Origin of the sequence: Bradyrhizobium sp. CCBAU 65884 (assembly GCF_028128835.1) — a bacterium.
GTDB classification, from domain to species: Bacteria; Pseudomonadota; Alphaproteobacteria; order Rhizobiales; family Xanthobacteraceae; genus Bradyrhizobium; species Bradyrhizobium ottawaense.
In genome coordinates this window covers 67,317-84,180 of record NZ_LBJU01000114.1, presented here as the reverse complement: position 1 = coordinate 84,180, position 16,864 = coordinate 67,317, and the positions used below count along the sequence as shown (strand labels likewise).

16 protein-coding genes are annotated in these 16,864 nt (G+C 65.2%); 10 read left to right on the top strand and 6 right to left on the bottom strand.

Annotated elements, in window-relative coordinates; translation table 11 throughout:
• Nucleotides 1-8 precede the first annotated feature (8 nt).
• A complete protein-coding gene (locus XI03_RS16780; RefSeq protein ID WP_212428626.1) occupies nt 9-1,910 on the bottom strand; it encodes a SurA N-terminal domain-containing protein in 1,902 nt (633 codons plus the stop codon).
• A gap of 223 nt (nt 1,911-2,133) precedes the next feature.
• Here XI03_RS16780 and tpiA point away from each other — a divergent pair, with 223 nt between their 5' ends.
• From tpiA to XI03_RS16765, 3 genes are all read left to right on the top strand, one after another.
• Nucleotides 2,134-2,889, top strand: a complete 756-nt coding sequence (gene tpiA, locus XI03_RS16775) for a triose-phosphate isomerase (protein WP_028141580.1) — start codon at nt 2,134-2,136, stop codon at nt 2,887-2,889.
• 140 nt (nt 2,890-3,029) lie between these two features.
• Nucleotides 3,030-3,416, top strand: coding sequence for a preprotein translocase subunit SecG (gene secG / locus XI03_RS16770; RefSeq protein ID WP_018320274.1), 387 nt, complete (start codon nt 3,030-3,032; stop codon nt 3,414-3,416).
• A gap of 166 nt (nt 3,417-3,582) precedes the next feature.
• Complete coding sequence (locus tag XI03_RS16765) at nt 3,583-5,214, top strand: CTP synthase (protein WP_028141581.1); 1,632 nt, start codon at nt 3,583-3,585, stop codon at nt 5,212-5,214.
• 4 nt (nt 5,215-5,218) lie between these two features.
• Here the strand turns inward: XI03_RS16765 and XI03_RS16760 are convergent, their stop codons facing one another.
• The 3 genes from XI03_RS16760 to XI03_RS16750 form a co-directional block, all read right to left on the bottom strand.
• A complete protein-coding gene (locus tag XI03_RS16760) occupies nt 5,219-5,881 on the bottom strand; it encodes a class I SAM-dependent methyltransferase (RefSeq protein ID WP_271592715.1) in 663 nt (220 codons plus the stop codon).
• A gap of 106 nt (nt 5,882-5,987) precedes the next feature.
• Nucleotides 5,988-7,364 carry a sensor histidine kinase gene (locus tag XI03_RS16755; RefSeq protein ID WP_271592714.1) on the bottom strand — a complete coding sequence of 459 codons (1,377 nt, stop codon included), beginning with the start codon at nt 7,362-7,364 and terminating at the stop codon, nt 5,988-5,990.
• Entirely contained in the window at nt 7,361-8,035 is a 675-nt protein-coding gene (locus XI03_RS16750) for a response regulator (protein ID WP_271592713.1), read from the bottom strand. The genes XI03_RS16755 and XI03_RS16750 overlap by 4 nt, the downstream gene beginning before the upstream one ends.
• Before the next feature lie 197 nt (nt 8,036-8,232).
• Between XI03_RS16750 and XI03_RS16745 the strand changes: the two genes are divergently transcribed.
• The 4 genes from XI03_RS16745 (at nt 8,233) to XI03_RS16730 (ending at nt 11,346) form a co-directional block, all read left to right on the top strand.
• Complete coding sequence (locus tag XI03_RS16745; RefSeq protein ID WP_028141584.1) at nt 8,233-8,559, top strand: NIPSNAP family protein; 327 nt, start codon at nt 8,233-8,235, stop codon at nt 8,557-8,559.
• A 126-nt stretch (nt 8,560-8,685) separates the two neighbouring features.
• Complete coding sequence (gene kdsA, locus XI03_RS16740; RefSeq protein ID WP_038971480.1) at nt 8,686-9,534, top strand: 3-deoxy-8-phosphooctulonate synthase; 849 nt, start codon at nt 8,686-8,688, stop codon at nt 9,532-9,534.
• The gene (locus XI03_RS16735; RefSeq protein ID WP_038949810.1) at nt 9,534-10,742 is read left to right on the top strand and encodes an MFS transporter; all 1,209 of its coding nucleotides are present in this window, start codon (nt 9,534-9,536) and stop codon (nt 10,740-10,742) included. Before kdsA ends, XI03_RS16735 begins: the two co-directional genes overlap by 1 nt.
• Before the next feature lie 112 nt (nt 10,743-10,854).
• A complete protein-coding gene (locus tag XI03_RS16730; protein ID WP_271592712.1) occupies nt 10,855-11,346 on the top strand; it encodes a GNAT family N-acetyltransferase in 492 nt (163 codons plus the stop codon).
• 68 nt (nt 11,347-11,414) lie between these two features.
• Here XI03_RS16730 and queF read toward each other — a convergent pair whose 3' ends face one another.
• Both queF and XI03_RS16720 read right to left on the bottom strand, forming a co-directional pair.
• On the bottom strand, nt 11,415-11,867 hold the full coding sequence (gene queF / locus XI03_RS16725; protein WP_038949812.1) for a preQ(1) synthase: 453 nt from the start codon (nt 11,865-11,867) through the stop codon (nt 11,415-11,417).
• Between the two features lie 154 nt (nt 11,868-12,021).
• Nucleotides 12,022-12,999, bottom strand: coding sequence for a Vgb family protein (locus tag XI03_RS16720; protein WP_271592711.1), 978 nt, complete (start codon nt 12,997-12,999; stop codon nt 12,022-12,024).
• 176 nt (nt 13,000-13,175) lie between these two features.
• Between XI03_RS16720 and eno the strand changes: the two genes are divergently transcribed.
• The 3 genes from eno (at nt 13,176) to XI03_RS16705 (ending at nt 16,748) form a co-directional block, all read left to right on the top strand.
• A complete protein-coding gene (gene eno / locus XI03_RS16715) occupies nt 13,176-14,459 on the top strand; it encodes a phosphopyruvate hydratase (RefSeq protein WP_038949813.1) in 1,284 nt (427 codons plus the stop codon).
• A gap of 44 nt (nt 14,460-14,503) precedes the next feature.
• Nucleotides 14,504-15,637 carry a zinc-binding dehydrogenase gene (locus XI03_RS16710; protein ID WP_028141591.1) on the top strand — a complete coding sequence of 378 codons (1,134 nt, stop codon included), beginning with the start codon at nt 14,504-14,506 and terminating at the stop codon, nt 15,635-15,637.
• Between the two features lie 112 nt (nt 15,638-15,749).
• Nucleotides 15,750-16,748: an MBL fold metallo-hydrolase gene (locus XI03_RS16705; protein WP_095424095.1), complete on the top strand. Its 999-nt coding sequence runs from the start codon at nt 15,750-15,752 to the stop codon at nt 16,746-16,748.
• The last annotated feature ends 116 nt before the right edge of the window (nt 16,749-16,864 follow it).

The window sequence follows — 16,864 nt, the reverse complement described above, 5'->3', positions numbered from 1 at the left end:
CTTTCAACTTACTGCTGGTTCGCGCCGGTCACCTGCGCGAAGGCGGCCTGATTAATGGTGGTCCCGATGTCGGTTTCAAGCTTGTTGACGTAGGAAGCGACCTGCTCCTCGGTCTGGGCACGGTCGAGGCTTTCCTTCAGCTTCTTGACCGCGTCGGAGGCGGCGTCAACCGCGGGTTCGACGATGTCGGTGACGCGGAACACGATCACCTCGGTGCCCCCCGTCACCGGCGTCTGTCCGACGCCGTCCTTGGCGGTGCGGAAGGCAGCCGCCACGACGGCTGCGGGCACGCTGGCGGGCGTATCGTCGCGCTTGAAGCCGGTTGCTGTCTCGACCTTGGCGCCGATCGCTGCGGCTACATCGGCAAGCTTGCCGCCTGCTTCGAGCTTCTGCACCATCTCGGTCGCCTTGGCCTTGAGCTTGGTGGCGATCTGGTCCTGGCGCCAGCGCGCCTCGACCTGGTCGCGGACCTCGTCCAGATTACGGTCGCGCGACGGCGTGATGGCGAGCACGTCGTACCAGACATAGCCGCCCTTGAACGAAATCGAGTCGTTGTCGACGCCCACATCGGTGTTGAAGGCTTGCGACACCACGTCGAGGCCCTGCGGAATGTTGGCGACCGGCTGGCCATTGGGGGCGCGGCCGGAGCGGTCGACCGCGTCGATGGTCACGGCGGTGAGGCCGAGCTTCTGCGCCGCGTCGATCACGCTGGCGCCGCCGCCGCGCTCGTCTTCCATCTTGTCGCGGAGATCGGCGACCTTGACGCGCGCGCGCTCGGTGGCGATCTCGCGCTTGATGTCGCCGGCAAGGCTGGCGTAGTCCGCCTCTTTGCCCGGCTCGATCTTGTCGACCCTGACGATTGCGACGCCAAGCCCGCCCTGGATCGGCTGGCTGATCTCGCCGGCGGGAAGCGCGAAGGCGGCATCGCCGACGGCGGCAGCGAGCGAAGACTTGGTCACGAGGCCGAGGTCGACGTCGGAGGCGCTCAGCCCGCGCTCCTTGCCGAGATCCTCGAACGACATTCCGCCGACGAGGCGCTCGCGTGCGGCCTGCGCGTCGGTCACGTTGGGAAACACGATCTGCTGGATTTGGCGCTTCTCCGGCGTGCCGAGCCGGTCCTTGCGCTGCTCGAACACCTTCTTGGCGTCCTCGTCGGAGACCTCGCTCCACTTCCCGATGTCTTCCGGCGAGACCACGACGAAGGAGATCTTGCGGTATTCGGGCGCGCGGAACTGGACCTTATGATCCTCGAAATAGGCGGCGAGCGTCTCGGGCGAGGGCGCGTCGATCTGGCCGGCCTGGGCGGCGTCGAGCCTGACGAATTCGATGGCGCGCTGCTCGTTCTGGAAGCGCGTCAGCACGTCGATCATGGCCTTCGGCGGCTCGAGGCCGGCGCCGATCGTGCCGGTGATCTGCCGGCGCAGCGACACCTTGCGCTGCTCGGCGACGTAGCGCTGCTCGGTATAGCCGAAATTGCGGATCACGGCCTGGAACCGGTTCGCATCGAAGCTGCCGCCGACGCCCTTGAAGTTGGGGTCGTTCATGATGACCTGGCGGATCTGGTCGTCGGACTGGCCGAGCCCGAGCCGGCGCGCCTCTTCGTCGAGGGCGGCTTCGGCGATCGTCTGCTGCAGCACCTGGCGGTCGAGGCCGAAGGCACGCGCCTGGTCGGGCGTCAGCGGACGGCCGAACTGGCGGCTGATCTGTTGCAGGCGGTCCGTGTAGATCTGGCGGAACTCGTTCAACGAAATCTCGGTGCTGCCGATCTTGGCCACCGTGGACTGCCCGAAGCCCTTGAAGATGTCGGCGATGCCCCAAATGCCGAAACTGACGATCAACACGCCCATCACCACGGCCATAATGGTCTTGCCGAGCCAGTTTGATGAGGCCTTGCGCATTCCTCGAAGCATTTGGTCCAACTTGTTTGAGCAGGAGGGGAACGGGAGCGCGTCTTAATGCAGATTCAGCAAAAGCGCGTCACCAAATTGATCAATCATCATAAAGTGGTGGCTTTCCCCCCGCAACCTCGGGTCCGGCGACCGTTTGCGGCTGCGGTTAAAAGCCTCTGGTCTCTGGAACTGCAGCAGGTCCTCTGCTAGCGCATGCACAAACCTCATTTTGCTGGAAATTGACATGACCGACGCCATCCGCCCCCTGATCGCCGGCAATTGGAAAATGAACGGCCTGAAGGCCCAGGCTGCCGAGTTCGACGCCATGCTCGACGGTGCGGCCGGGGTGAGCGGCAAGGCCGATCTGCTGGTCTGCCCGCCTGCGACCCTGATTGCCACCTTCGCCGACAAGGCGCGCGGCAAGAAAGTCGGGGTCGGCGCCCAGGATTGCCACCCCAAGGCCTCCGGTGCCCATACCGGCGATATCGCCGCCGAAATGCTGGCTGATGCCGGGGCAACGGCCATCATCGTTGGCCATTCCGAGCGCCGCGCCGACCACGGCGAGGGCGATGCCCTGATCCGGCAGAAGGCCGAGGCCGTCTGGCGCGCCGGTGCGACGGCGATTGTCTGCATCGGCGAGACTCAGGCCCAGCGCGACGCCGGCCAGACCCTGGACATCCTGCGCGGGCAGCTCGCCGGCTCGCTGCCTGAGGGCTCGACGGCCGCGAATCTCATCGTGGCCTATGAGCCGGTCTGGGCGATCGGCACCGGGCTCACCCCCACAGCCAAGGATGTCGAGCAGATTCATGGGTTTATCCGGGAGGTCCTGACCTCCCGGTTCAAAACCGACGGGGCGAAGATGCGCATCCTCTATGGCGGCTCGGTCAAGCCCTCGAATGCGGCCGAGCTGATGGCGGTCAAGAACGTCAACGGCGCCCTGGTCGGCGGCGCCAGCCTGAAGGCGGCTGATTTCCTTGCGATCGCCAAGGGCTGCCCCTAGCTAACCTCAAAGCGGCTGATCCGGACCTGATCGGGGGTGGCAATGCCCCCTCTGATCGTGTAACACCGCGCAACTTCAGGAAACCCGCGAAGCGCGATCGGCCGCCGTCAGGCGCCGCCCGCTTGTGACGGAAGGACACTATGCAGACCGTTGTCATCGTCATCCACCTCATGATCGTCGCCGTCATGATCGGCGCCGTCCTGCTCCAGAAGTCGGAAGGCGGCGGCCTCGGCATGGGCGGCGGCGCAGGCTTCATGTCGAGCCGCGGCACCGCGAACCTCTTGACGCGGACCACAGCGATCCTCGCCGCTGGCTTCTTCCTCACCAGCATGTTCCTGTCCTGGCATGCGGGCTACAGCCGCGCGCCGTCGTCGATCATCGGCACGCCGGCGTCGCAGGGCCAGCCGGCCGGCGGATCGCCGATCGCGCCGCCGACCTCGGGCGGCATCCTGGATTCGCTGAAGAAGGCCGACGAGCAGCAGCAGGCGCCAGCTCCGAGCGGCCCGCAGGTGCCTCGTTCGCAATAAAGCAGGGGGGCCATGCAGGGCGGTGGCTACCGTCCTGCATCAACAATCCCCATCAAGGCACTGTCACCACTCTTAGTTTTGGCTCACCCACAGGCCCGCAGAATCTTTGGGGCGGAATACGAATCGCTTTGGCGAATCGAATTCGAGGGATTAGAGGTTAAGTCCCATGGCGCGGTACATCTTCATCACCGGCGGCGTGGTTTCTTCGCTCGGCAAGGGTCTGGCTTCAGCGGCACTCGGTGCGCTGTTGCAAGCCCGGGGCTACAAGGTCCGCCTCCGCAAGCTCGACCCCTATCTCAACCTCGATCCCGGAACGATGTCGCCGTATCAGCACGGCGAAGTGTTCGTGACCGATGACGGCGCGGAGACCGATCTCGATCTCGGTCACTACGAGCGCTTCACCGGCCGACCTGCGACCAAGCAGGACAACATCACCACGGGACGCATCTACCAGGACATCATCTCCAAGGAGCGCCGCGGCGATTATCTCGGCGCGACCATCCAGGTGGTTCCGCACGTCACCAACGCCATCAAGGAATTCGTCCTCTCCGGCAACGACGATTACGACTTCGTGCTGGTCGAGATCGGCGGCACCGTCGGCGACATCGAGGGCCTGCCGTTCTTCGAGGCGATCCGCCAGCTCAAGAACGAATTGCCGCGCGATCACGCCATCTACATTCACCTCACGCTCCTGCCTTACATTCCGAGCGCCGGTGAGTTGAAGACCAAGCCGACGCAGCACTCCGTGAAGGAGCTGCGCTCGATCGGCATTCAGCCGGACATCCTGCTCTGCCGCACCGACCGCGAGATTCCGAAGGAAGAGCGGCGCAAGCTGGGTCTGTTTTGTAACGTGCGCGAAAGCGCCGTGATCGAGGCGCGCGACGCCGACAGCATCTACGCCGTGCCCGAAGCCTATCACGCGGCAGGCCTCGACGACGAAGTGCTTGCCGCCTTCGGTATCGAAGCGCGCATCCCGCCGGTGCTCAAGAGCTGGCACCAGATCAACGAACGCATCCGCAATCCCGAGGGCGACGTGACCATCGCCATCGTCGGCAAATATACCGGCATGAAGGATGCGTATAAGTCGCTGATCGAGGCGCTCTCGCATGGCGGCATCGCCAACAAGGTCAAGGTCAACCTCGACTGGATCGAGAGCGAGATCTTCGAGAAGGAAGATCCCGCGCCGTTCCTCGAGCACGTCAACGGCATCCTGGTGCCCGGCGGCTTCGGTCAGCGCGGTGCGGAAGGCAAGATCCGCGCGGCGCAGTTCGCGCGCGAACGCGACGTGCCGTATTTCGGCATCTGCTTCGGCATGCAGATGGCGGTGATCGAGGCCGCACGAAATCTCGTCGGCATCGAGGACGCCAATTCCACCGAGTTCGGCCCGACCAAGGAGCCGCTGGTCGGCCTGATGACGGAGTGGCTGCGCGGCAACGAGCTCGAGAAGCGCTCGCAGGCCGGCGATCTCGGCGGCACCATGCGACTCGGCGCTTATCCCGCTGCGCTCAACCGCGGCAGCCGCGTCTCGCAGGTCTATGGCGGCGCGACCGAGATTTCCGAGCGCCACCGCCATCGCTACGAGGTCAACACCGCCTACAAGGCCCGCCTCGAGCAGCACGGTTTGAAATTCTCAGGCCTGTCGCCCGACGGCGTGCTGCCTGAGATCGTCGAGTACGAGGACCATCCCTGGTTCATCGGCGTCCAGTTCCACCCCGAGCTGAAGTCGCGGCCGTTCGAGCCGCATCCGCTGTTCGCCTCGTTCATTCAGGCGGCGATGGTGCAGAGCCGGCTGGTCTGACGGCTCAGCGCGCGGCGGAGTAGTCGCGCGTGCGCTGCATCGGCTCCGGCGCGGCCCGTGCGGATGATTCAGGCGCAACCGATCCCGCGACGATCTTCATCTGCGGCCGCCGCGTCAGCCTGTAGACGGCGGCAGGTGGCACGTTCAGCAAGGCGCGATCGACGAGCTTGGCGCGCAGGCCGAGCCGATCGAGCACGGGCCGCGGCACCGGGCAGCTCATGCCGTAGGTGAACTGGTAGAAGGCGCCGCCAGGGCGGACATAGCTGAAAGCGCCACCGATGATCGAGACGACCTTGCGCGTTGACATGTTGAGCAGCGGCAGGCCGCTCACGACGGCGCCGACGGGAGCGCCATCATAGAGGCGCTCGGTCGCAAGCCGGCCTGCGTCCATCCACAGCACGCGCGCCCCGGGAAAGCGCATCTGCAGGAGCTTCATGAAGTCGGAGCCGTATTCGATCAGCGTGAGGTCCTGCGGACGGACGCCGCGCTTGAGCAGCTTGTAGGTGAACGCGCCGGTGCCGGGACCGAGCTCGAGGATCGGACCCGTCGTTGCGCTGATCTCGCGCGTGATGAGATCGGCGAGCGCCGCACCCGACGGTGCGACCGCGCCAACCCGACGCGGGGACGACATCCAGGACAGGAAGAAGGAAAGAAAATCGTTGGGCATGCGCACTCCGGAATCTTGCTTTGCACCTCAATGAGGTGCGACGCATGCAGTGTCGCGGGAGCGCATTGCGACAGCATTGCGCTGACCTGTGCGAATGCGAATTGAATCAGCTCTGCCGCATTTCCAGCAGCGTCATCCGGAAACAGGCGCCGCCCTCCGGTCCGTCCGCGACCGAAACGTGGCCGCCATGCAGCTGCACGATCTCGCGCACCATGTTGAGGCCGAGGCCGGCACCGCGATCGAGCGGCGTCAGCCGGTAGAACGGCTCGAAGATCTGCTCGCGCTGACCGGCGGGAATGCCGGCGCCTTCGTCCGCGACCTCGATGCTCGCAGGCCTGCTGACGCGAATCCCGATCGTGCCGCGGCGCGGGCCGTGCTGGATTGCATTCTGCACGAGATTGGTCAGCGCGCGCTCCAGCGCCGCCGCATCGCCGATGGTCTCGATCGGTGTCGCCGGCGCGTCGAGGGCCAGCTCGTAGCCGGCGGCAATCGCCAGCGGCGCGAGATCGGCGGCGACGCTTTGCGCAACGGTGACGAGATTGACGCGCGTGAAGGGATGGCCGCAGCGGTCGATCCGCTGGATATCGAGCAATTGTTCGGCGAGCGTCGCCAGCCGCGCGGAATCCTCCAGCAGACGGGTCTTGTCCGGCCCAGGGGCCAGTGACTCCAGCCGGGTGTTCAGGATCGCGATCGGCGTACGAAGCTCGTGCGCGGCGTCGGCGACGAAGCGTTTGTGGCGGGCATAACCCTGGTCGAGCCGCGCCAGCGCGTCGTTGATCGCGCTCACGAGCGGCATGACCTCCAGCGGGATGCGCTCCACCGGCAGCCGCGCGCCGCGCTGATGGATGTCGATGCGCCGCGCCTCGTCCGCTGCGCTATCGAGCCCCCTGAACGCGCGCCGCACGATCATCGGCGTGGCGATGAACGTCGCCGTTCCCATCAGCAGCAGGCCGGGCAGGGCGATGCCGAGGAACGCAAGGGATGTCATGTACAGCGCCCTGGCGCCGGTCAGACGTCCTTGTGTCGCCGTGATGACCTGCACGTTGCCCGCATCGGTGTCGACCCGCTTCAGCCGTGCCGCCGGCTTGTGCGGATTGTCCTCGAACATCTGCCAGCCGAGCCGCGCCTGGCTGATCTGGTCGAGGCCGTTGCCGATCGCAGCGAATTCGGCCGGCACGGTGCCTTCGCTGAGCGAGTGGCCTTGCCGGTCGCGCACCAGAAACCAGAGGTCAGGTGTTTCACTGCGCAACTGCTTCAGCTCTGCGGTCGGCTGCAAGGCCAATCCGCCTTGCGCCTCGCGTGTGAGCGCGTGCTGGACGACGTCGATGACGCGATCCTCGTCGCGCTCGGCCAGCACGAAGCCGGAGGCACAGAGCCCGGCGAGGACGACCGCAACCAGCGCGACCAGGATCGCGGCCTGAAGCGAGAGCAGGCGCCAGCTCAGCCGCGAGCGCAGGCAATAGGGATCGTCGTGCTTGCTCATATCAGCTTCTTGAGAAGATAGCCGACGCCACGGATTGCGTGGATCTCGATGCCCGCATCGGCTTCCGCGAGCTTTCGCCGGAGCCGCGACACGTGCGTGTCGAGCGCGTTCGACTGGATCTCGTCGTCGAAATTGTAGACCGCCTCTTCGAGCGCCGAGCGCAGCACGGTCCGGCCCATGCGGCGGACCAGGGCCTCGAGCACCAGCAGCTCCCGGCGCGGCAGCTCGAGCGGCACACCGTCGATGCTGGCCTCGCGGTGACTGAGGTCGAAGGCGAGGCGGCCGGCGCGGATCACATCAGGGGAGAGGCCGGCCGGCCGCCGCAGCACCGCGCGCAGCCGCGCCAGCAGCTCCTCGACGGCAAACGGTTTGGCCAGATAGTCGTCGGCGCCGCGATCGAGCCCGGCGACGCGGTCGGCGACCTCGCCGCGCGCCGTCAACACGATGATCGGCACCCCGTCGGCGCGGGCCCTCAGCTTCGGGATCAAGGCGAGACCGTCGCCATCGGGAAGCTGGCGATCGAGCAGGACGGCGGCGTGGACGTCGGCAGAAATGGCCTCCTCCGCCTCGGCGAGCGTAGGGGCATGGTCCACCACCATGTCGTAGCGCTTCAGCGCCGACGCCAGCGCGTCGGCCATTTCGGCCTCGTCCTCGACGAGCAAAATCCGCATGATCCGGCACCTCAACCTCACCCGTGCCATTCTAGCGGCCGTACCATTGCGGCAGCATTGCGGGAACCGGCCGCGACAGAGTGGCCTTGAGCGGGCCCCAGCCATGCGCGGAACGCGACAGGGGCGGTCGGGCGGGGCTCAAGACACCGTCAGGGCCAGTCGTTATAACCGCCCGACTTGGTCAGGGAGGAACAAGAATGATCTACGAAATGCGCATCTATCGTTGCGTGCCGGGCCGACTGCCGGCGCTGCTCAAGCGATTCGAGACCGCGACGCTGAAGATCTGGGAGAAGCACGGCATCAAGCAGGCCGGATTCTTCACGACGCTGATCGGTGACTCCAATCAGGAGCTGACCTATTTCCTGGCCTGGGACTCACTCGCCGAGCGCGAGAAGAAGTGGGGCGCGTTCATGACCGATCCGGATTGGATGAAAGCACGCGCCGAGAGCGAAGCGGACGGCCAGATCGTCGGCAATATCGTCAGCCAGCTCCTGACGCCGACTGCCTTCTCGGCGGTGAAGTAGGAACCTGCCGATGCAAGGGCGGCGCCGGGGACCCCGGCGCAACCCTGATATTCGACCGGCCCTGGCCGAATAGGGTTGATCCGACCCTCATGGCGGCTATGGTCGCGCCGAAACGAGGGATTTGTCTTGAGCTCTTCGCATTCAGCGGCGCCGGTCGTCACCATTGGCACGGTCAAGTTCGGCAATGATCTGCCGATCTCGATCATTGCAGGACCCTGCCAGCTCGAAAGCCGCCAGCATGCGCTGGAGGTCGCCTCCGCGCTCAAGGAGATCGCGGCACGGCTGAACATCGGCCTCGTCTACAAGACCTCGTTCGACAAGGCCAACCGCACCAGCGCGTCGGCGGCGCGCGGGCTGGGCCTCGCGCAGTCGCTGCCGATCTTCGCCGAAATCCGCTCCTCGCTCGGCCTGCCTGTCCTGACCGACGTGCACGATGCCGCGCAATGCGCCGAGGTGGCGCAGGCCGTGGACATCCTGCAGATCCCCGCCTTCCTCTGCCGGCAGACCGATCTGCTGCTGGCTGCCGCCGCAACCGGCAAGGTCGTCAACGTCAAGAAGGGGCAGTTCCTGGCGCCCTGGGACATGGCCAATGTCGTCACGAAGATTACCAGCGCTGATAATCCCAACGTGCTCGTCACCGAGCGCGGGGCGTCTTTCGGCTACAACACGCTGGTCTCCGACATGCGTGCGCTGCCGATCATGGCGCGGACCACCGGCGCGCCTGTCATCTTCGACGCCACTCATTCGGTGCAGCAGCCGGGCGGGAAGGGGACCTCGTCGGGCGGCGAGCGCGAATTCGTGCCGGTGCTCGCACGCGCCGCCGTGGCGGTCGGCGTCGCCGGTGTCTTCATCGAGACCCATCCCGATCCCGATCGCGCGCCGTCCGATGGGCCCAACATGGTGCCGCTGCGCGAGTTCGAGGGGCTGATCGCCAGGCTGAAGGCGTTCGACGCGCTGGCAAAGAACCTGCGCTGATGCAGCAAGGCGAGGCGCGGTCGCACGATCACGGCCTGCCGACAGCGCTCTACGTCATATCAGGAGCTAGCTTCGCCGCGGCGCTTTCGGCGCGCGCACTCGACCCGGTGTTGCCGCACGTCGCCGAGGATTTTGGCGTCAGCATTGCCACCGCCGCAGGCTTTGCCGCGGTGTTCGCCTTCACCTTCTCGATCATCCAACCCATTGTCGGCGCTGCCGCCGATCTGTTCGGCAAGACGCGGCTGATGATCGGCTGCCTCGCGCTGCTCGGCCTTGCCAACATCCTCGGCGCGCTCTCGTCCTCGTTCTCGGTTCTGTTTGCGACCCGCATCCTCGCCGGCATCGGTTCCGGCGGCGTGTTTCCGGTGGCGCTGAGCCTGACCAGCGATCTCGTCGGGCCCGAGAAACGCCAGGTCGCGATCAGCCGCACGCTTGCCGGCGCCATGACCGGCAATCTGCTCGGCGCCTCGGCTTCCGGCCTGATCGGCGATTTTCTCGGCTGGCGCGGCGTGCTTGCGGTGCTCGGCGGGCTCGTGATCGTGGCGTCGATCGCGGTCGCCGCCGGCTTTCACGGCGCCAAGGTCAAGCATCCGCCGAAGACCAGCCTGTCGGCGCTGAAGGCCGGCTATCGCACCATCTTCACCAACCCCAATGCCTATGTCTGCTATTCGGCGGTGTTCGTCGAAGGCTGCTGCGTGCTCGGCCTGTTTCCCTATATCGCCTCGTTCCTGTTCGAGCTCGGGCAGACGTCGCTGTCGATCGCCGGCATCGTCATCGCGGGCTTTGCGGTCGGCGGTTTGTTCTACACGCTGACGGTGTCGCGCCTGCTGCCCTGGCTGGGCATGAAGGGCATGATGATCGCGGGCATGACGCTGGTCGCCTCACAACTCGTCGCCGTGGCCTTCGGGCCGCGCTGGGAGGTCCAGGCGCTCAATCTCATCGTCATGGGCTGGGGCTTCTACATCGCCCATGGCTGTCTCCAGGTGTTCGCCAGTGAGCTCTCGGTCGAGGCGCGCGCCACCGCGCTGTCGCTGCATTCGTTCTTCTTCTTCATGGGACAGACGGTCGGGCCGCTCGCCTATGGCTTCGGGCTCCAGCATGCCGGCAAGATGCCGACCCTGTTCGCGAGCGCCGCGATCATGGTCGTGCTGGGCTTCGTCTGCGCTCGGCTGCTCAAGCAGCGTGCGCCGGCGGATGCGCGCGTTTGAGAGCTGTGGTGTGGGGACTAACCCGGCAGCCATCTGTCGCCCCTGCCGCGAGGGCTGTCGGGCGAGAGGCGCCTGGTCTATTGTCCAGATCATCACCTGTGTGTCCTGCGCCATGTCAACGCAATTTGAGATCGAAGACCTTCACCGCGAGCCGAAAAGGGACGCGCTGCTCCACCTGAACAATGCGAGCGCGCGCGAGACTTCGTTGCTCACGCCGGAGCGGTTCGACCGATTGATCGGATCGGCACGACTGGCGCTGTTCGTTCAACCCGGCGCAGCGCTTCTGCTGGCGTTCGAACAATCCGACGACTACGACGGCGGACACTTTCTTTGGTTTCGCGGTCGGTTCGACAGATTTCTCTATGTCGACCGGGTTATCGTTGCCGAGGCGTACCGGCGCCACGGTATCGGACGCTTGCTCTACGCCCATCTGCTGGAGCGCGCGGGGGAGTTCGGCCATATCCGCGTCGTTTGCGAGGTGAACCTCGATCCGCCCAACCCTGTCTCCGACAGATTCCATGCAGCCCTGGGCTTTGTCGAGGTTGGAAGGGCAACCATCGAAAACGGCGCGAAGACCGTGCGCTATCTCGCCGCCAATTTGTAGGACGAGTATGGTTGCCAGCGCCAACTTTGTCGCGTTCCAAAGCCGCGGAAAATGCGACCGGTTGGCCGCTAACCCCGCCCGCGATAGGGCGCAACGCCTTGCTCGGGCACCCACAGGCCCTTGGGCACGCGGCCGGTCTGCCAGAACACGTCGATCGGGATGCCACCGCGCGGATACCAGTAGCCGCCGATCCGCAGCCATTTCGGCTTGATCTCGCTCGCAATGCGCTTGCCGATCATGACGGTGCAGTCCTCGTGGAACGCGCCGTGATTGCGGAAGCTCGCGATGTAGAGTTTGAGCGATTTCGATTCCAGCAGCCACGCACCCGGCGCGTAGTCGATCATCAGATGCGCGAAATCCGGCTGGCCCGTGACCGGGCAGAGCGAGGTGAATTCCGGCACGGTGAAGCGCACCAGATAGTCGGTGCCCTTTTGCGGATTGGGCACGCGGTCGAGCTGGGCATCTTCCGGTGTGTGCGGCCATTCGACCGCGCGGCCGAGCTGGAGGGATTTCTTCGCCATCGTCGTCACATCCTTTGGAGCATGATCCGGACCCGAAGGGCCGCGTTAGCGCAAAGTGGGCACCGGTTTTCCGAAAGATCATGCTCAACAGAAATCGGAGCGCGACAAGATCGCGCTCCAGAGGATGCCGGGATGGACGCAAATGCCGCTGCCGTCAACCGGCGGCAATTGTCTGGATCAGCACGATGCGATCGTTGCCGGACTCGCAGCCCCAGAGTTCGCCCGGTCGGCCGTCGAGCTGGCGCACATTGGCGTTGGCCTTGTCGCTCGCGAACACGTTGAACCGCTCGGTGGCGGGATCGAAGCGGACAATCGCGTTGGCGGAGAAGTCGGTCAGCCAGACCTTGTCCTTGTCGTCGACGAAGACGGCGTAGGCGCGGGGACGTTCGCCCGGCAGCTTCCAGCTCTTCCACGACCCATCGGCGGGATCGTGGACCGAGACATGGCCGCTGTTCCACTCGCTGACCCAGATCCGGCTCTTCGAATCCGACCAGACGCGCCGCGATCCCTGGCTTGGCGTTGGCGGCTCGACAACGCTGGCATGGCCGGTCGCCAGATCGATCCTGGCGATATAGCTGCCGGCAAGCGAGGCGTACCAGACCTCGCCCTTGGGCGTCACGGTGATGCCATAGGGGCCGACGCCCTTGGGCGCCCTGAACACATTCATGTCGCCGGACTTCGGCGCGAGCCGGCCGTAATAGCCGGACTGGCCGGTGAACCAGTAAGTGCCTTCCTTGTCGAACACGCCGGTGTTGAGATTGGCCGAGGCGAACTTTTCCGGCAGGCGGAACAGCGTGACCTTGAGATCGCCGGGATCGACCCGTGCGATCGCGTTCTGGCCGCCCTCGGTGATCCAGGGCGCGCCATCGGGGCCGATGGTCACGCCATGCGGAGCGGCGCCCTGACCGAGGCCGACGGTCTTGAAACTGCCATCCCGGGGATCGAGCCTGCCGAGCAAGCCCTTGCCCTGCGCCGTGAACCAGACCGAACCGTCAGGGGCGGGCGTGAGATCGTGCAGGCCGATACCGGCACTGATCGGGAAGTATTTTGTCCGGAACGGGCCCTCTTGGGCAAAACTTGGGCGAGCCACGAACAGGGCGGTGCTGGAAGCAAGAAACTGGCGGCGATTCATGGCGTTACCCCGACTGCTTGGGATTGAGGATGCACGCACAGACCCGATGCCCGCGACCTTAATCCTGGCGACTTCACGCGTCAGTCGAAGTGCCCCCCTCAAGCGTTCACATTTGCTTGCGGCCCGTGTAAGACCCGCGGCGAACCGATCAGCTCCAACGAACGGAAGTGCACATCATGACCGCCATCATTGACATCATCGGCCGCGAAATCCTCGATAGCCGGGGCAATCCCACCGTCGAGGTCGATGTCGTTCTGGAGGATGGCGCGCTCGGCCGGGCCGCGGTGCCGTCGGGCGCCTCCACCGGTGCCCATGAGGCGGTGGAGCTGCGCGACGGCGACAAGGCTCGCTATCTCGGCAAGGGCGTCTCCAAGGCGGTTGGTGCCGTCAACGGCGAGATCTTCGAGGCCCTCAGTGGTCTCGATGCCGAGCAGCAGGCCCAGATCGACCAGATCATGATCGACCTCGACGGCACGCCGAACAAGAGCCGGCTCGGGGCCAACGCCATCCTTGGCGTCTCGCTCGCCTGCGCCAAGGCGGCCGCGAATTCGCTCGACATGCCGCTCTATCGGTATGTCGGCGGCACGTCGGCGCGCTTGTTGCCGGTGCCGATGATGAACATCATCAATGGCGGCGTGCACGCCGACAACCCGATCGACTTCCAGGAGTTCATGATCCTGCCGGTCGGCGCGTCCTCCTTCGCTGAAGGCCTGCGCTATGGCGCTGAAGTCTTCCACACCCTGAAGTCGGAGCTGAAGAAGGCCGGCCACAACACCAATGTCGGCGACGAGGGCGGCTTCGCCCCGAACCTGCCGTCGGCCGACGCCGCGCTGGAATTCGTGATGAACGCGATCGGTAAGGCCGGATTCAAGGCGGGCAGCGACATCGTGCTCGGGCTCGACTGCGCCTCGACCGAGTTCTTCAAGGGGGGCAAGTACGTCTATGAAGGCGAGGGCAAGACCCGCTCGATCTCGGAGCAGGCCAAGTACCTTGCGGACCTTGTCGGCCGTTATCCCATCGTGACCATCGAGGACGGCATGTCGGAAGACGACATGGACGGCTGGAAGGAGCTCACCGATCTCATCGGCAAGAAGTGCCAGCTCGTCGGCGACGACCTCTTCGTCACCAACGTCAAGCGCCTCGCCGACGGCATCAAGACCGGCCGCGCCAACTCGATCCTGATCAAGGTCAACCAGATCGGCACCCTGACCGAGACACTCGCCGCCGTCGAGATGGCCCACAAGGCCGGCTACACCTCGGTGATGTCGCACCGCTCCGGCGAAACCGAGGATTCCACCATCGCCGACCTCGCGGTCGCCACCAATTGCGGTCAGATCAAGACCGGCTCCCTTGCACGTTCCGACCGCACCGCCAAATACAATCAGCTCCTGCGCATCGAGCAGCAGCTCGGCAAGCAGGCGCTGTACGGCGGCAAGGCGGCACTGAAGGCGCTGGCATAAGCCAGCGCTTCGACTCGAGAAAAGACGGACAGGGGAGGATCGACATGAGCGACGGCAAGACCGGACTGCAACTGCGTTCGCTGCTGAAGAAGAGCGGCGAGCTGGAATTGTCGCTCGTGAATGTCCCGACGCCGGAGCCGGCCGACGATGAGGTCGTGGTTCGCGTCGAGGCCACGCCGATCAACCCGTCCGATCTCGGCCTCCTGATCGGGCCGGCCGACATGTCCGCCGCCAAGGCGTCCGGCACGAAGGAGATGCCGGTCATCACCGCGACAATGCCGGAGGCTGCGATGCGGATGATGGGAGCCCGGCTCGATCAGTCGCTGCCGGTCGGCAACGAGGGCGCCGGCACGGTGATCGCGGCCGGATCGTCGGACGCTGCGAAGGCGCTGATCGGCAAGACGGTGTCGATGATCGGCGGCGCGATGTACACGCAGTACCGCGTGCTGAAGGTCCGCGACGTCATGGAGCTGCCGGCGGGCACCACGGCCGCCGACGGCGCGTCCTGGTTCGTCAATCCGCTGACCGCGCTCGGCATGACCGAGACGATGCGGCGGGAGGGCCACAAGGCGCTCGTGCACACGGCGGCTGCGTCCAATCTCGGCCAGATGCTCAACAAGATCTGCATCAAGGACGGCATCGGCCTCGTCAACATCGTCCGGAGCAAGGAGCAGGCCGATATCCTGCACAAGATCGGCGCCAAGCACGTCGTGGATTCCAGCGCGCCGAGCTTCACAGACGATCTCACCAATGCGCTGGTCGAGACCGGCGCCACGATCGCCTTCGATGCCATCGGCGGCGGCAAGCTGGCCAGCCAGATTCTGACCGCCATGGAAGTTGCCGCCAACAAGACGGCGAAGGAATACAGCCGCTACGGCTCCAACGTGTACAAGCAGATCTACATTTACGGCAGCCTGGACAACCGTCCGACCGAATTGAGCCGGTCGTTCGGACTGACCTGGGGCGTCGGTGGCTGGCTGCTGACGCCGTTCCTCCAGAACATCGGCCCGGCCGAGATCGGACGGTTGCGCCAGCGCGTCGCGTCCGAGCTCAAGACCACCTTCGCCAGCCACTACACCAAGGTGGTGTCGCTGACCGAGGTGCTTGATCCCGCCAACATCGCCGTGTACGCCAAACGTGCCACTGGCGAAAAATTCCTCATCAACCCAAATAAATAATCGTGATCTGCGACGGCAGGTCATCGAAGGAAGGTCTTGCCTTCTGAGCGAAGCGGGGGATTATTCCGCCGCCATTGAATGCGGAAAACCGCAAGGCTCAGAAGGGGACTCCATGACCGATCTCAATCGTCGTCATTTGCTCGCTGGCGCCGCTGCCGTCGGCGCGGCTGCAGTAACCGGCCTCCGACCGGCCGCCGTCAATGCCGCGGTGCCGCAGGCCGGGACGCAGGCGCCGGGCTTCTATCGCTACAAGGTCGGCGCTTTCGAGTGCACGTCGATCAATGACGGTGCGCGCACCTTCCCGATGCCGGACAAGTTCGTCGCGAACCTGCAGAAGGACGAGGCGCTGGCCGCCGGCGAGGCGGCCTACATGCCGAAGGGCATGGTCACGGTGCCGTTCAACCCGCAGCTCATCAACACCGGCTCCAAGCTCGTCTTGATCGACACCGGCAACGGCATTGCGAATTTCGAAGCCAGCAAGGGCGCCGTCGGCCGCACCCTGCAAAATCTCCAGGCTGCCGGCGTCGAGGCGAAGAACATTGACGTGGTGCTGCTCTCACATCTGCACCCCGATCACACCAATGGCATTCGTCTCGCCGACGGCGCGCTCGCATTCCCCAATGCGGAGATCATGGTGCCGGGCAAGGACTGGGAGTTCTGGACCAGCGAGGGCAACGCCGCCAAGGCCGAGTCCAATCCGATGATGAAGAATTACTTCGCCAACGTGAAGAAGACCTTCGCCGGCCTCGAATCCAAGGTGACCAAATACGAGTGGGGCAAGGAGGTCGCGCCGGGTATCACCTCGATCGCAACCCCGGGCCACACGCCGGGCCACACCTCGTTCGCTGTCGCGTCCGGCGATGCCAAGGTGCTGATCCAGTCCGACGTCACCAACATCCCGGAATTCTTCCTGCGCAATCCCGACTGGCACGTGATGTTCGACAACGATGCCGCGCTGGCGCAGGAGACCCGCCACAAATTCTACGACATGGCGGCGGCGGAGAAGGCGACCGTCATCGGCTTCCACTTCACGTTCCCGGCGGTCGGCCATGTCGAGAAGGACGGCGCCAAATATCGCCTGATCCCGTCGGCGTGGAATCCGACGATCTGATCGGGACCTGCAGCTTTGCGCGTACGTTCGGGCCGCCACTTGGCGGCCCGATTGTTTTGGATCGCATCCACGAGCACTGAATTGTAGCCCTGATGGAGCGCAGCATCATCCGGGAC

Excerpts from the sequence above, each read along its gene's own strand:
- XI03_RS16780 (WP_212428626.1), bottom strand. The coding sequence starts at position 1,910 with ATGCTTCGAGGAATGCGCAAGGCCTCATCAAACTGGCTCGGCAAGACC.
- tpiA (WP_028141580.1), top strand. The coding sequence starts at position 2,134 with ATGACCGACGCCATCCGCCCCCTGATCGCCGGCAATTGGAAAATGAAC.
- secG (WP_018320274.1), top strand. The coding sequence starts at position 3,030 with ATGCAGACCGTTGTCATCGTCATCCACCTCATGATCGTCGCCGTCATG.
- XI03_RS16765 (WP_028141581.1), top strand. The coding sequence starts at position 3,583 with ATGGCGCGGTACATCTTCATCACCGGCGGCGTGGTTTCTTCGCTCGGC.
- XI03_RS16760 (WP_271592715.1), bottom strand. The coding sequence starts at position 5,881 with ATGCCCAACGATTTTCTTTCCTTCTTCCTGTCCTGGATGTCGTCCCCG.
- XI03_RS16755 (WP_271592714.1), bottom strand. The coding sequence starts at position 7,364 with ATGAGCAAGCACGACGATCCCTATTGCCTGCGCTCGCGGCTGAGCTGG.
- XI03_RS16750 (WP_271592713.1), bottom strand. The coding sequence starts at position 8,035 with ATGCGGATTTTGCTCGTCGAGGACGAGGCCGAAATGGCCGACGCGCTG.
- XI03_RS16745 (WP_028141584.1), top strand. The coding sequence starts at position 8,233 with ATGATCTACGAAATGCGCATCTATCGTTGCGTGCCGGGCCGACTGCCG.
- XI03_RS16735 (WP_038949810.1), top strand. The coding sequence starts at position 9,534 with ATGCAGCAAGGCGAGGCGCGGTCGCACGATCACGGCCTGCCGACAGCG.
- XI03_RS16730 (WP_271592712.1), top strand. The coding sequence starts at position 10,855 with ATGTCAACGCAATTTGAGATCGAAGACCTTCACCGCGAGCCGAAAAGG.
- queF (WP_038949812.1), bottom strand. The coding sequence starts at position 11,867 with ATGGCGAAGAAATCCCTCCAGCTCGGCCGCGCGGTCGAATGGCCGCAC.
- XI03_RS16720 (WP_271592711.1), bottom strand. The coding sequence starts at position 12,999 with ATGAATCGCCGCCAGTTTCTTGCTTCCAGCACCGCCCTGTTCGTGGCT.
- eno (WP_038949813.1), top strand. The coding sequence starts at position 13,176 with ATGACCGCCATCATTGACATCATCGGCCGCGAAATCCTCGATAGCCGG.
- XI03_RS16710 (WP_028141591.1), top strand. The coding sequence starts at position 14,504 with ATGAGCGACGGCAAGACCGGACTGCAACTGCGTTCGCTGCTGAAGAAG.
- XI03_RS16705 (WP_095424095.1), top strand. The coding sequence starts at position 15,750 with ATGACCGATCTCAATCGTCGTCATTTGCTCGCTGGCGCCGCTGCCGTC.